Origin of the sequence: Sandarakinorhabdus sp. (assembly GCF_040398645.1) — a bacterium.
Taxonomy (GTDB): Bacteria; Pseudomonadota; Alphaproteobacteria; order Sphingomonadales; family Sphingomonadaceae; genus Sandarakinorhabdus.
This window is the reverse complement of record NZ_JBBATR010000006.1, coordinates 49,457-62,196: the sequence shown is the minus strand read 5'-3', so window position 1 is coordinate 62,196 and position 12,740 is coordinate 49,457. Positions and strand designations below refer to the sequence as shown.

Genomic DNA, 12,740 nt, shown 5'->3' with positions numbered 1-12,740 from the left:
CCATCGGCACCTTGTTTTTCAACGCCGGTACCGGTCAGCCGCCGGGCGGCGTGCTGGTTGGCGATGTCTCGCCGATTCACGCGCTGAGTGTTTTTGTGGCGGTGATGGTGCCGGCGGCCGTGGTTCGGGCGCGCCAGCACAACCGCGCTGGCCACGAAAGCGCGATCAGGGGCCTGGTGATCGGCAGCCTGCTGGTGGCCGGGTTTTTCACGCTGCCGTTTGGGCGGCTGCTGGGGACGTGGTTGCAGGGGGTGTGACGGCGCGTTCCCGGCTGTTGGTAAGCGTTTTGAGCTATGGCCTGCGCCGGAGTCGGCGAGTCCGAGTTGATTGACAAGAATAGATTAAATTCGAACAGTACTCCATTAATCAAAGCCGCCGAAGATCGTCATTAGAATCCCGCGAACCGTGTGCCCTTTCGAAAGCAGGTGGAAACTAGATGGTAAGAATATCTCTATGGATCACAGGCTTAGCTGCAGGCTGCATCTTGTGGGGGTTCGTGATGTCTACCGCACTCTTTGGGCAGGCTCGATCATTTGAAGAAGCTGCAGGTGGCGCTATGGGAATGGGTGGCGTAGTTTTTTTGGCTACCGGCATGATCGCCGGCATCGTTTACCTCACCACGAAAAGCTCCGGTAGGGCGCTTTGGGCATGGACTGGCCTGATAGCGGTAACGCTGATTTTTGCCGGAATTGGAGCCGCAAGAATGGCCCGAGGCTAACTGAGAGCGCGGCAGCGCCGCGCCGTCGGCGCTGTTCTGCCTGGCTGAGGCCAGTCAACCAGCCCGGCCGGGCTGGCGCGAGTCCGCGCCGCGCGCTGGTCACTGGCCGCGCTGCGCCTCACATCGCCGATATGCCGCCATCCACATACAGGCCATGCCCCGTCACCATCTTGGCCTCGTCACTGGCCAGATACACCGCCGCCCAAGCGATATCGTCGGGTTCGCCAACGGCGCCCAGCGGAATCTGCCGGCCCAGTTTTTCAAGGCCCGCTTCGCGGCCCATGCGGCTGGTGATACCATCGAGGATCGGCGTGTCGATGAACACCGGGTGGATGCTGTTGCAGGTGATGCGATACTGCTGCTTGGCGCAGTGCAGCGCCACGCTCTTGGTCAGGTGGCGCACCGCGGCCTTGGCGCTGTTGTAAGCGGCGCTGTTGTGCGCGGCGATCACGCCGGCGATGCTGCTGATGTTGATGATGCTGCCGCGCACATTGGTTTCGCGCACCTTGCGCGCCATCGTGGGCAGCGACAGCTTGCAGCCCAGGAACACACTGTCCAGATCGATGCTGTGCACGCGCTTCCAGGTGTCGAAATCGGTGGCTTCCACCGTTGATCCCGCCGCGATGCCGGCATTGTTGACCAGCACGTTGAAGCCGCCCCATTTTTCTGTCGCAAACGCAACCGCAGCCTCCCACTGCTCCGGGCTGGTGACATCGTGGTGGCAGGACACCGCAGCGTCGCCGATGCTGGCGGCCACCGCGGCCACACCGGCTTCGTTGATATCGGTCAGAATCAGCTTGGCGCCTTCTTCGGCCATGCGCCGCGCCATCGCTTCGCCCAGCCCCTGCGCTGCGCCGGTGATCAATGCCACTTTGCCTGCCATGCGATTCATTGCTGTCTCTCCCCAAAAATTTGTTGGGTGCACGCTGCCGGACGGCGAGCGGCACTGCAAGCTCAGACTATTGGGCGCGCTGGCGCTTGCGCCGCTGTGCTTGACGCCAGCGCTGCTGCGCCATAGGCCGCGCACATGGCCATACTTTCAATCATCGAAACACCCGACGCCCGGCTGAAGCAGATCAGCACCCCCGTGGCGACAGTCACCGATGCGCACCGCACCCTGATCGCCGACATGCTGGAGACAATGTACGACGCGCCGGGCATCGGCCTCGCTGCCATCCAGGTGGGCGTGGCCGAGCGCATATTGGTGATCGATCTGCAGCCTGATGCCGATGATACGCCAGACGATGCCGCATCCGAGGACATCGTGCGCATCAAACAGCCGCGCGTGTTCATCAATCCGGAGATTGTCTGGGCCTCCGACGAATTGTCCGTTTATTCGGAAGGCTGCCTGTCAGTCCCGGAAATGTACGCCGATGTCAGCCGCCCGGCGCGAATCAGGGTTCAGTGGCTGGATGATCAGGGCGCATCCAACGAGGCGGAAATTGACGGCCTGCTCGCCACTTGCCTGCAGCACGAGATGGATCATCTCAATGGTGTGCTGTTCATCGATCACCTCAGCCGACTCAAGCGCGGCATGCTGCTGAAGAAGTTGGAAAAACTGCGCAAAACCGGCTGAGCCGGCCTCAGCCCGTAACCGCCGCCACGATCAGCTTAGCGGCGTCTTCCGGCGGCTTCAGCCGGGCCGGGTCCTCGCCGGGATAGGCGCTGGCGCGCATCTTGGTGCGGGTGGCGCCGGGGTCAACGATATGGGTTTTTATGGCGCTGATATTGCCCACTTCGGCGCCATAGGTTTGCACCAGATTTTCCAATGCGGCCTTGGTCGCGGCATAGCCGCCCCAATAGGCCCGCGGCACGGTTGCCACCGATGAAGTGACAGCAACTACGGCGGCCGCCGGGGCCTGGCGCAGCCACGGATCGGCAGCGCGGATCAGGCGCATATTGGCGGTCAGGTTGATGGCGACCAGCTTGTCCCATTCCTTCAGGTTCAGATGCGGCACCGGCGCCAGCGTGCCGAGCAGCGCCGCGTTGAGGATAAGCGCGTCCAGCCGCCCCCAGCGCGCGCCGATGGCGCTGCCCAGCCGATCGATGGCATCACCATCGGCCAGATCAAACGGCGCAATCGTGGCAGTGCCGCCGGCGGCGTGGATGCGGTCATCCACCTGCGCCAGCTCGGTTTCGGTGCGCGCCGTCAGGATGACGTGCCAGCCGGCTGCGGCCAGCAGTTCGGCTGTCGCCGCGCCGATGCCGCGGCTGGCACCGGTGATCAGGGCGAGTTTCTTGGCGGTGGGATCGGTCATGCAGGTTGATTAGAGGCCGGTGCCGTGATCGGCAAGTGAGGTGCAGCGCTGTCAGATCATCCGTTCCGCCAGCAAACTCAATTGCTCCGGCGCTTCGGCGTCTTCCTGATCGGTCAGCCGGGTCGGGTAATCACCCGTGAAACACGCATCGCAGTGCTGCGGGCCTTCGTCGTCGCGGGTGGCATTGCCCACGGCGCGGTACAGGCCGTCGATCGACAAGAACGACAGGCTGTCGACCTGGATATGCTCCCGCATCTGTTCGATATCCATCTGTGCGGCCAGCAGTTTTGATCGTTCGGGTGTGTCGACACCGTAAAAGCAGCTGTGCCGGGTTGGCGGGCTGGCGATGCGCATATGCACTTCCAGCGCCCCTGCTTCGCGCAGCATCTGCACGATCTTCACGCTGGTGGTGCCGCGCACGATGCTGTCGTCGATCAGCACCACGCGCTTGCCGATGATCATGGCGCGATTGGCATTATGCTTGAGCTTCACGCCAAGATTGCGGATCTGGTCGCCGGGCTGGATGAAGGTGCGGCCGATATAATGGCTGCGGATGATGCCCAATTCAAACGGGATGCCGCTTTCCTGGGCATAGCCGATGGCCGATGGCGTGCCGCTGTCCGGCACCGGCACCACGATATCGGCATCCACCGGATTTTCGCGGGCCAGTTCGGCGCCAATGCGCTTGCGCACCTGATAGACGCTGCTGCCATCCACCATCGAATCCGGCCGGCTGAAATAGACATGTTCAAAAATGCACGGCCGCGGCCGCTGCGGCGCAAACGGCCGAATCGATCGCAGCCCGCGCCCTGAAATGATGATCAGCTCGCCCGGCTCCACGGCGCGCAAAAAGGTTGCACCCAAGATATCCAGAGCAACGGTTTCCGATGCCAGCACATAGGTTTCGCCCAGCCGCCCCAGCACAAGCGGCCTTATGCCGAGCGGATCACGGCAGGCCAGCATGCCTTCGCTGGTCAGGCACAGCAGGCTGTAGGCGCCCTCAACGCGTTTCAGGGCATCGATGAAGCGATCAAGCAGCGTGCGATACGATGATGTGGCGACCAGATGAATGATCACCTCGGTATCGCTGGTCGATTGGAAGATCGAACCGCGCCGCACCAGTTCGCGGCGCAGCGTGGCGGCGTTGGAAATATTGCCGTTGTGCGCCACCGCAAAGCCGCCGCTGGCCAGCTCGGCAAACAGCGGCTGCACATTGCGCAGCGCCGTTTCACCCGATGTGGCATAGCGATTGTGGCCGATGGCGATATTGCCCTTCAGCTTGTTGATCACCGCATCATTGTCGAAATTGCCGGCCACATGCCCCATCGCGCGGTGGGTGTGAAAATCCTTGCCATCAAATGTGGTGATGCCGGCGGCTTCCTGGCCGCGGTGTTGCAGGGCGTGCAGGCCCAGCGCGGTCATCGCCGCCGCGCCTTCGGCACCATAAATGCCGATCACGCCGCATTCTTCGTGGAAATGATCATCCTCCCACGGATCGGTTGTCAGCAAATTTGGCTTTTGGGCGTCCATGGCGTGACGGCCTTTGTTATCGAGCGGTTGGCGGGCATATAGGGTGCAGCGCTGGCTTTGTCTGCCCCTATGGCACGGAAAACTGTCACATGATTGCAACGATTGAGGAAACAGCAGCGTTCACCCCGAAGTGGGGCAGCGACGGCTTGGTCACTGCCGTGGCGGTGGACGCCGGATCGGGCGCGGTGCTGATGGTCGCCCACATGAACGCCGATGCGCTGGCCGCAACGCTGGCCACCGGCGAAGCGCATTACTGGAGCCGCAGCCGCCGCACATTGTGGCACAAGGGCGCCACCAGCGGCGCCATCCAGCGCATTATCGAGATTCGCGTCGATTGCGATCAGGATTGCCTGTTGTTGATAGTGGAACCCGCCGGCCCGGCGTGCCACACCGGCCGCGCCAATTGCTTTTATCGCCGCTTGGGCACCCACGGCCTCGAGCTGATCAGCGAAGGACCCGCCACATGACACAGACTGTTCCCACCGGCCTGCAGATGACGGTGTTTGACGAGGTGTTCCGCAACCGCCCCGGGGAGCGGTTTGCGGCGCTGCGTGCTGCAGATCCGGTGCACCACGATACAGTGTTGGGCCGCGTGCTGCTTACCCGCGCTGCCGATGTGGCCGCCACCCTCAAGGACCGCAGCTTTTCGGTGGATGCCGACAATGCCGCGCCCGATACCATCGTTCAGAAGCTGCGGGACCTGCGCGATCAGGATGCGCCGCGTTCGATGCTGATGCTCGATGATCCCGATCATGCCCGGTTGCGCCGGCTGGTCATGCACGCCTTCAATGCGCGCGCCATCGAAACGGTGAAGCCGCGCGTTGCCGAAGTTGCTGACGAACTGCTCGATGCGGTGGCAGGTGCAGCCGAATTTGATCTGATCGAGGATTATGCCTCGCCGCTGCCGATCATCGTTATCGCTGCCATGCTGGGTGTGGACGCGGCGGACCGCGCCGATTTCCGGCGCTGGTCAAAGGGCCTGGCCAATGTGTTTTCGCCGATTCGCACCCCGGAATTGCTGGCCGGCCTCAAAGCCAATGCCGATGCGCTCAGCGCCTATTTCCTGGCCGCCATCGCCGATCGACGCGCCAATCCGCGTGATGACCTGATCAGCGCGATGATCGCAGTGGAGGAGGGCGGTGACACGCTGTCCACAATGGAAATCATCACCATGTGCAATCTGCTGCTGCTCGCCGGCAATCTCACCACCACCGACTTGATCGGCAATTGCACGCTGGCGTTGCTCGGCCATCCCGAGCAACTGGCCGCCATCAAGGCCGATCCGGCGCGGATGATGGACGCCATCGAAGAAACGCTGCGCCTCGATCCGCCAGTCATGCAAAGCCTGCGCATCCCGCTCGCCCCGCGCGAGATCGGCGGCTGCCCGGTGCGCGCCGGGGAAGCCGTCACCACCTTCCTGATGGCCGCCAGCCAGGACCCGGCGCTGCACGCCGATCCGTTGCGTTTCGATATTGACCGCACTGACAAGACGCATTTCGCCTTTGGCGGCGGCGTGCATTTCTGTCTCGGCGCGCCCCTCGCGCGCGCCGAAGCCGATATCGCGCTGACCAAGCTGTTTGCCCGCTTTCCGGGTCTGGCGCTGACCGGCGCGCCCATCGAACGCAATATTTCGGCAGCTTTCAACGGTGTGAAGGAATTGTGGGTCAAGGCCTGATCCTGCCGCTGGCACCACCGCTTGACCTTGACGTAAGCGTCAACTACCGCCGCTACCATGTGCAATTCGGTCGAAACTTCCCGCACCGATGAGTCGCCTGCAGCGTTGTTGCGGGCGTTTGCCACGGCGCCGGCGCCGCCGACGGCCTCGGACGCCAGCCGTTTTTCGATTACCGAACTGGCGCTGGCCTTCAACATCACGCCGCGCGCCATTCGGTTTTACGAAGACCAGGGCCTGATCACGCCGGAACGTCACGGCCAGAGCCGGGTGTACAGCCGCCGTGATCGGGCGCGGCTGGCGTGGATTTTGCGCGCCAAGAATGTCGGCTTTTCCCTCGCTGAAATCCGCGAGATGATCGATCTTTATGATGTCGGCGACCAGCGCCAGACCCAGAAGCGCGTCACGTTGGAAAAATGCCGGGCGCGCATTGCCTTGCTGGAAGAGCAGCGCGCCGATCTGGATGCGGCAATCCACGAACTGCAACAATTTTGCGACATTGTTGAACATACGATGACAGCACCCAAATCGTGATGGCGCGGCCTGCTCAGGAGACACGCAATGACTGAAGCCTATATCTACGACGCCGTCCGCACCCCGCGCGGCAAGGGCCGCAAGGATGGCAAGCTCCACGAGATCACGCCGATTCAGCTGGCCACGCAGGTGCTGCAGGCCGTGCGGGATCGCACTGGCATCGACACGGCCGACGTGGATGATGTCGTGCTGGGCTGCGTGTCGCCGGTGGGCGAGCAAGGCAGCGATATCGCCCGCATCGCCGTGCTGAATGCCGATTATGCCGAAACCACTGCCGGCGTGCAGATCAACCGTTTCTGCGCATCGGGCCTGGAAGCTGCCAACATGGCGGCGGCCAAGGTGATGACCGGCGAAGCGATGTTTGCCATCGGCGGCGGCGTTGAATCGATGTCGCGCGTGCCGATGGGCAGCGACGGCGCTGCCTGGGCCATGGACCCCGCCGTGGCCTACAAGACCTATTTTGCGCCGCAGGGCATCGGCGCCGATCTGATCGCCACCAAATATGGCTTCAGCCGCGCTGATGTTGATGCCTATGCGATGGAATCGCAGCGCCGCGCCGCACAGGCCTGGGCGGAAGGCCGCTTCAAGCACAGCATCGTGCCGGTGCGCGATGTGATCGGCGAAATTGTGCTGGCGCATGATGAGCATATGCGCCCGCAAACCGACATGCAGTCGCTGGGCGGCCTGGCGCCGGCGTTTCAGGCGATGGGCGAACAAATGCCCGGCTTCGATGCCATCGCGCTGATGCGCTATCCGGAAATCGAGAAGATCGACCATGTCCACCACGGCGGCAATTCGTCGGGCATCGTGGATGGTGCGGCCGCCATCCTGATCGGCAGCAAGGAAATGGGCGAAAAATACGGCCTCAAGGCCCGTGCCCGTATCCGCGCCATGGCGTCGGTTGGTTCGGAACCGATGATCATGCTGACCGGGCCGGAATTTGTCGCCGCCAAGGTGCTGCAGCGCGCCGGCATGACCAAGGACGATATCGACCTGTTCGAACTCAACGAGGCCTTTGCCAGCGTGGTGCTGCGCTACATGCAGGCGCTGAACATTTCGCACGACAAGATCAACGTCAACGGCGGCGCGATTGCCATGGGCCACCCGCTGGGCGCCACCGGCGCGATGATCCTGGGCACCGTGCTGGATGAGCTGGAGCGCACCGGCAAGGGCACCGCGCTGATCAATTTGTGCGTTGGTGCCGGCATGGGCACGGGCACCATCATCGAGCGCCTCTGAACCTCCTTCGTCACCCCGCACTTGATGCGGAGTCCCGCTTTCTTCTGCGCCACCGCAAGAGGACCAACAATGACCACTGCCATCCACACTGAACTCGATGCCGATGGCATCTTGCTGCTCACCATCGACGTGCCCGGCCAGTCGATGAACGTCATCACGCCCGAAGTGCAGGCCGATCTGGCCGCTGCGATTGTGCGCCTGAAAACCGACGACGCCGTAAAGGGCGCGGTCCTGACCAGCGGTAAGGCCAGCGGCTTCATGGCCGGGGCTGATCTGAAGGGCATGGGCGCGATGTTCGGCGGCGGCGCCAAGCTGCCTGAAGGCAAGAGCAAGATGGCCGCGCTGTTCGATGGCGTGTTCGGCCTCAACCGGCTGCTGCGCGATCTGGAAACCTGCGGCAAGCCGGTGGCGGCGGCAGTGAACGGCCTCGCGCTGGGCGGCGGGCTCGAATTCATCCTCGCTTGCCATTACCGGGTGGTGGCCGACAATCCCAAGATCACGCTGGGCTTACCGGAAATCATGGTCGGCCTGTTCCCCGGTGCCGGCGGTACGCAGCGCTTGCCGCGCCTGATGGGTGTGCAGCCGGCGCTGATGTATCTGCTGCAAGGCAAGAACATGAGCCCGCAGGAGGCCCTGGGCTTTGGGGTCGCGCAGGCTGTGGTACCCGCCGATCAGATCATTGCAACCGCCAAGGCCTGGGTAAAGGCCAATCCAACCGGCGGCGTGCAACCGTGGGATACCAAGAATTTCAGATTCCCCGGCGGGCCGGCATCGGCCATGGCCCCGGGCTTTGCGCAGGCCTTCGTCGGCGGCACCGCGATGACGCACGTGAACGCCGGCGACAACATGAACGCGCCGCGCGCCATCCTGAGCGCCGTTTACGAAGGCACCCAGGTGCCGATGGACACGGCCATCCGCATCGAATCCAAATACTTCGCCAAAGTGGTGGCCGATCCGCAGGCCGGCAACATGATCCGCAGCCTGTTTGTCTCCAAGCAGGCCGCTGAAAAGGGCGCACGCCGCCCGGCCGGTATCGCGCCGATGCCGACGAAGAAGATCGCCATGCTTGGTGCCGGCCTGATGGGTGCCGGCGTCGCCATGGTCACGGCGCAGGCCGGCATCGACGTGGTGCTGCTCGACCGTGATCTGGCCGCTGCGCAAAAGGGCAAGCAATATACCGCTGATCGGCTCGCCAAGAAGCGCATGGACCCGGCCAAGGCGCAGATCATCCTCGATCGCATCCATCCGACATCGGATTATGCCGATCTGGCCGGCTGCGACCTGATCATCGAAGCGGTGTTCGAAACCCGCGAGATCAAGGCCGATGTCACCAAGGCCACCGAAGCCGTGGTTGGCCCCGATGTCATTTTCGGCTCCAACACCTCGACCCTGCCGATCACCGGCTTGGCCAAGGCGTGGAGCAAGCCGGAAAATTTCATCGGCATCCACTTCTTCTCCCCGGTCGAAAAAATGCCGCTGGTGGAAATCATCGTCGGCAAGGAAACCGGCCCGCAAGCCATCGCCAAGGCGCTGGATTACGTCGCCGCGATCCGCAAGACGCCGATCGTCGTCAACGACAGCCGCGGTTTCTACACCTCGCGCTGCTTTGGCACCTATGTGCAGGAAGGCCTGGCGCTGCTCGGCGAAGGCACGGTGCCGGCGCTGATCGAGAATATCGGCAAGCAGATGGGCATGCCGGTCGGCCCGCTGGCAGTGAACGACGAAGTTGGCCTGGATCTCAGCTACAAGGTTGGCCAGCAAACGCGCGCCGATCTGGGCGATGCCTATGTCGCTGGCCCGGCCGATGGCGTCATCACCAAGATGTACGAGCTTGGCCGCCAGGGCCGCAAGAACGCCAAGGGCTTTTATGTCTATCCCGAAGCCGGCAAGAAATATCTGTGGCCCGAATTGTCGGCAATTGTCGCTGGCGGGCTTGCCGAAGCGCAGCCAACCCCGGCCGAGGTGAAGGAGCGCCTGCTCTATCGCCAGCTGGTCGAATGCGCGCGTTGCATGGGCGAAGGCGTGCTGGAAACCCCGCAGGATGGCGATCTGGGCGCCATCTTCGGCTGGGGCTTTGCGCCGTTCAGCGGCGGGCCGTTTGCGCATATGGACACGGTGGGCATCGCCAATGTCGTCGCCACGCTGGACCGCTTGGCGCAGGCACATGGCCCGCGCTTTGCACCGCCGCAATTTCTGCGGGACATGGCAGCAGCTGGCGACAGCTTCTACGGCCGGGCGGCAAAGCGCGCCGCATAACAGCGAGCTTGCGGCAACACCCCGATCGCGGCATTTTGTCGGCTGATCGGGGTGTTTGTCATGTCTGTTGCCACTGAATATCGCCTGCCAAACGGCCAGCGCCTGAAAAACCGCATCGCCAAGGCCGCGATGACAGAAGGCCTGGCTGGCAGCGACGGCCTGCCTAATGCCGGGCATGAAACCCTGTATCGGCGCTGGGCGGAAGGCGGCTGCGGACTGCTACTTACCGGCAATGTGGTGATTGATCGGCTGCACCGCGAGCGGCCCGGCAATGTTGTCGTAAATGGCCCGCTCAGTGCCGAGGCAAAGGCCGCCTGGGCGCGCTGGGCCGCCGCCAGCACCGCCAATGGCACGCAGGCCTGGGTGCAGATCAGCCACGCCGGCCGCCAGACCCAGAAAAACGTCAACCCGCACCCGAAAGCGCCATCCGCCGTTGCGTTGGCGCTGCCCGGCGGCCAGTTCGGCATGCCCGATCCGCTCACCGATGCCGAGATTGCCGATATCATCGCCGGCTTTGCCCAAGCCGCCGTGGTAGCGCGCGATGCCGGCTTTACCGGTGTGCAAATCCATGCCGCCCACGGCTATCTGCTCAGCCAGTTTCTCTCCCCCCTCGCCAACCGCCGCAACGATGATTGGGGTGGCCGCCTTGAAGACCGGGCGCGCCTGCTGACGGAAATCGTCACGGCGGTGCGCGCCGCGGTCGGCAAAGACTTCACCGTGGCCGTCAAGCTGAACAGCGCCGATTTCCAGAAGGGCGGCTTTGATTTTGAGGATTGCCAGATCGTCGCGGGATGGCTCACCGATCTGGGCGTTGATTGCCTGGAGTTGTCGGGCGGCACCTATGAACAGCCAGCGATGATGGACATGGACGGCCTTACCCCGCGCGAAGAGCCCAAGCAGCAATCCACCCGGGCGCGCGAAGCCTATTTCGTGCAGCTGGCCACTGCGCTGCTCGTCGCCAAAACACCGCCGCTGATGGTAACGGGCGGTTTTCGCAGCCTGGCGGCGATGGACGATGCAATCGCCAATGGCATCAGCCTGATCGGCGTCGGCCGGCCGCTTTGCGCACAGCCGGCCTGCGTCGCCGATCTGCTGGCCGGCGCGATGGAGGAATTGCCGCGCTTCGAAGCCAATCTGGCCATCGGCCCCGGCTGGCTACGGCCGTTGCTTGGCCCGGCGTCGCCGATCAAATTGCTGCGCACGCTGAACGGCTTTGCCGCCCAAGCCTGGTATTACCAGCAACTGCGCCGGCTGGCCGCTGGCGGCCCAGCCACTGCGCAAGGCACGTGGCAGGCGTTTCTGGCTGAGCAGCGCGAGAACAAGGCGCGAATATAAGGCCGTCAGGATTCAGATAGAAGCAAGCGGCCTCGGGCGGGCAGGGCTGAGCCCTGCACCACTCTCTTTTTGGTTCGGTCCCAACCTTCGAAACACGTTGCGAACCAACAACCGGGTACAGGGATCGCCCGCCGGATGCGCGGTGAGGGTTCAACCGCCGGGCAGGAAATCCGGGACTGACAAATAGCGTTCACCGGTGTCGTAGTTAAAGCCGAGCACGCGGCTGCCGGCGGGCAGTTCTTTCAGTTTGATGGCAATGGCGGCCAGCGTCGCGCCCGACGAAATGCCCACCAGCATGCCTTCTTCAGCGGCGGCGCGCAGTGCCCACGCCTTGGCATCGGCCGCTTCGACTTGCACGACGCCATCGAGCAGCTCCACATCCAGGTTTTTGGGAATGAAGCCAGCACCGATGCCCTGAATCGGGTGCGGCGCCGGGCTGCCGCCGCTGATCACCGGCGATGCTGCCGGTTCGACGCCGAATATCTTGAGGTGCGGCCATCGCGGTTTCAGCGCGCGCGCTGCGCCGGTGATGTGGCCGCCGGTGCCCACGCCGGTGATGATGGCATCGATGGGCGTGTCGGCAAAATCGGCGTAGATCTCCTCGGCGGTGGTTCGTTCGTGCACTTCGATATTGGCCGGATTTTCAAATTGCTGCGGCATCCACGCGCCGGGCGTGCTGGCGACGATTTCGGCGGCGCGGCCGATGGCGCCGTTCATGCCCTTTTCGCGCGGCGTCAGATCAAAGGTGGCGCCGTAGGCCAGCATCAGCCGCCGCCGCTCGATCGACATGGATTCGGGCATGACCAAGATCAGCTTGTAGCCCTTCACGGCCGCAACCATGGCGAGGCCAATGCCGGTGTTGCCGCTGGTCGGCTCCACGATGGTGCCGCCGGGCTGCAATATGCCAGTGGCTTCGGCCGCTTCGATCATGGCCAGCGCGATCCGATCCTTGATCGATCCGCCGGGATTACCGCGTTCCGATTTGATCCACACCTCGGCCTGTGGGAACAATTTGCCCATGCGCACGTGCGGGGTGCGGCCGATGGTGTCGAGAATGGTATTGGCCTTCATCATCTGCGCCTTTTTCCGGTTGGGTCTCCGGCTATCCTACGGTGCGCCGACGCAAGCGCCAATGCCGGAGAATCTTGGCAGCGACTCACGCTAGGGCTTGGTGATCAAAACAGATCAGAAGCAAAGC

At 63.4% G+C, this 12,740-nt stretch carries 13 protein-coding genes; 9 read left to right on the top strand and 4 right to left on the bottom strand.

Translation table 11 applies throughout. The annotated features are described in order from the left end of the window. Both ABWP50_RS02745 and ABWP50_RS02740 read left to right on the top strand, forming a co-directional pair. Positions 1-257, top strand: a 257-nt coding sequence (locus ABWP50_RS02745; RefSeq protein ID WP_502950959.1) for a DUF2306 domain-containing protein, incomplete at its 5' end; no start/stop codon positions are given. 242 nt (positions 258-499) lie between these two features. Then, positions 500-718 (top strand): hypothetical protein, encoded by a 219-nt coding sequence (locus ABWP50_RS02740; RefSeq protein WP_353216456.1) that lies wholly within the window; start codon positions 500-502, stop codon positions 716-718. A 118-nt stretch (positions 719-836) separates the two neighbouring features. On the opposite strand, the gene ABWP50_RS02735 is transcribed toward ABWP50_RS02740, so the two are convergent. Beyond that, a complete protein-coding gene (locus tag ABWP50_RS02735; protein WP_353216455.1) occupies positions 837-1,610 on the bottom strand; it encodes a glucose 1-dehydrogenase in 774 nt (257 codons plus the stop codon). Between the two features lie 135 nt (positions 1,611-1,745). Between ABWP50_RS02735 and def the strand changes: the two genes are divergently transcribed. Beyond that, positions 1,746-2,294 carry a peptide deformylase gene (def, locus tag ABWP50_RS02730; RefSeq protein WP_353216454.1) on the top strand — a complete coding sequence of 183 codons (549 nt, stop codon included), beginning with the start codon at positions 1,746-1,748 and terminating at the stop codon, positions 2,292-2,294. A gap of 7 nt (positions 2,295-2,301) precedes the next feature. Here the strand turns inward: def and ABWP50_RS02725 are convergent, their stop codons facing one another. Both ABWP50_RS02725 and purF read right to left on the bottom strand, forming a co-directional pair. Continuing rightward, the gene (locus ABWP50_RS02725) at positions 2,302-2,976 is read right to left on the bottom strand and encodes an SDR family NAD(P)-dependent oxidoreductase (RefSeq protein ID WP_353216453.1); all 675 of its coding nucleotides are present in this window, start codon (positions 2,974-2,976) and stop codon (positions 2,302-2,304) included. Between the two features lie 51 nt (positions 2,977-3,027). Then, the gene (purF, locus tag ABWP50_RS02720) at positions 3,028-4,506 is read right to left on the bottom strand and encodes an amidophosphoribosyltransferase (protein ID WP_353216452.1); all 1,479 of its coding nucleotides are present in this window, start codon (positions 4,504-4,506) and stop codon (positions 3,028-3,030) included. 89 nt (positions 4,507-4,595) lie between these two features. Here purF and hisI point away from each other — a divergent pair, with 89 nt between their 5' ends. The 6 genes from hisI (at position 4,596) to ABWP50_RS02690 (ending at position 11,542) form a co-directional block, all read left to right on the top strand. Next, positions 4,596-4,973 (top strand): phosphoribosyl-AMP cyclohydrolase, encoded by a 378-nt coding sequence (gene hisI, locus ABWP50_RS02715; RefSeq protein ID WP_353216451.1) that lies wholly within the window; start codon positions 4,596-4,598, stop codon positions 4,971-4,973. After that, the gene (locus ABWP50_RS02710; protein ID WP_353216450.1) at positions 4,970-6,181 is read left to right on the top strand and encodes a cytochrome P450; all 1,212 of its coding nucleotides are present in this window, start codon (positions 4,970-4,972) and stop codon (positions 6,179-6,181) included. Before hisI ends, ABWP50_RS02710 begins: the two co-directional genes overlap by 4 nt. A gap of 57 nt (positions 6,182-6,238) precedes the next feature. Further along, positions 6,239-6,712, top strand: coding sequence for a MerR family transcriptional regulator (locus tag ABWP50_RS02705; RefSeq protein WP_353216449.1), 474 nt, complete (start codon positions 6,239-6,241; stop codon positions 6,710-6,712). Positions 6,713-6,739: 27 nt separating this feature from the next. Next, positions 6,740-7,951: an acetyl-CoA C-acetyltransferase gene (locus ABWP50_RS02700; protein WP_353216448.1), complete on the top strand. Its 1,212-nt coding sequence runs from the start codon at positions 6,740-6,742 to the stop codon at positions 7,949-7,951. Between the two features lie 69 nt (positions 7,952-8,020). Further along, complete coding sequence (locus ABWP50_RS02695; protein WP_353216447.1) at positions 8,021-10,207, top strand: 3-hydroxyacyl-CoA dehydrogenase NAD-binding domain-containing protein; 2,187 nt, start codon at positions 8,021-8,023, stop codon at positions 10,205-10,207. A gap of 60 nt (positions 10,208-10,267) precedes the next feature. Continuing rightward, entirely contained in the window at positions 10,268-11,542 is a 1,275-nt protein-coding gene (locus ABWP50_RS02690; RefSeq protein ID WP_353216446.1) for an NADH:flavin oxidoreductase/NADH oxidase family protein, read from the top strand. A 150-nt stretch (positions 11,543-11,692) separates the two neighbouring features. On the opposite strand, the gene cysK is transcribed toward ABWP50_RS02690, so the two are convergent. Continuing rightward, on the bottom strand, positions 11,693-12,613 hold the full coding sequence (cysK, locus tag ABWP50_RS02685; RefSeq protein ID WP_353216472.1) for a cysteine synthase A: 921 nt from the start codon (positions 12,611-12,613) through the stop codon (positions 11,693-11,695). Positions 12,614-12,740 lie beyond the last annotated feature (127 nt).

Bases quoted from the DNA above. Each gene is read 5' to 3' on its own strand.
- ABWP50_RS02740 (WP_353216456.1), top strand. From the start codon at position 500: ATGTCTACCGCACTCTTTGGGCAGGCTCGATCATTTGAAGAAGCTGCA.
- ABWP50_RS02735 (WP_353216455.1), bottom strand. From the start codon at position 1,610: ATGAATCGCATGGCAGGCAAAGTGGCATTGATCACCGGCGCAGCGCAG.
- def (WP_353216454.1), top strand. From the start codon at position 1,746: ATGGCCATACTTTCAATCATCGAAACACCCGACGCCCGGCTGAAGCAG.
- ABWP50_RS02725 (WP_353216453.1), bottom strand. From the start codon at position 2,976: ATGACCGATCCCACCGCCAAGAAACTCGCCCTGATCACCGGTGCCAGC.
- purF (WP_353216452.1), bottom strand. From the start codon at position 4,506: ATGGACGCCCAAAAGCCAAATTTGCTGACAACCGATCCGTGGGAGGAT.
- hisI (WP_353216451.1), top strand. From the start codon at position 4,596: ATGATTGCAACGATTGAGGAAACAGCAGCGTTCACCCCGAAGTGGGGC.
- ABWP50_RS02710 (WP_353216450.1), top strand. From the start codon at position 4,970: ATGACACAGACTGTTCCCACCGGCCTGCAGATGACGGTGTTTGACGAG.
- ABWP50_RS02705 (WP_353216449.1), top strand. From the start codon at position 6,239: ATGTGCAATTCGGTCGAAACTTCCCGCACCGATGAGTCGCCTGCAGCG.
- ABWP50_RS02700 (WP_353216448.1), top strand. From the start codon at position 6,740: ATGACTGAAGCCTATATCTACGACGCCGTCCGCACCCCGCGCGGCAAG.
- ABWP50_RS02695 (WP_353216447.1), top strand. From the start codon at position 8,021: ATGACCACTGCCATCCACACTGAACTCGATGCCGATGGCATCTTGCTG.
- ABWP50_RS02690 (WP_353216446.1), top strand. From the start codon at position 10,268: ATGTCTGTTGCCACTGAATATCGCCTGCCAAACGGCCAGCGCCTGAAA.
- cysK (WP_353216472.1), bottom strand. From the start codon at position 12,613: ATGAAGGCCAATACCATTCTCGACACCATCGGCCGCACCCCGCACGTG.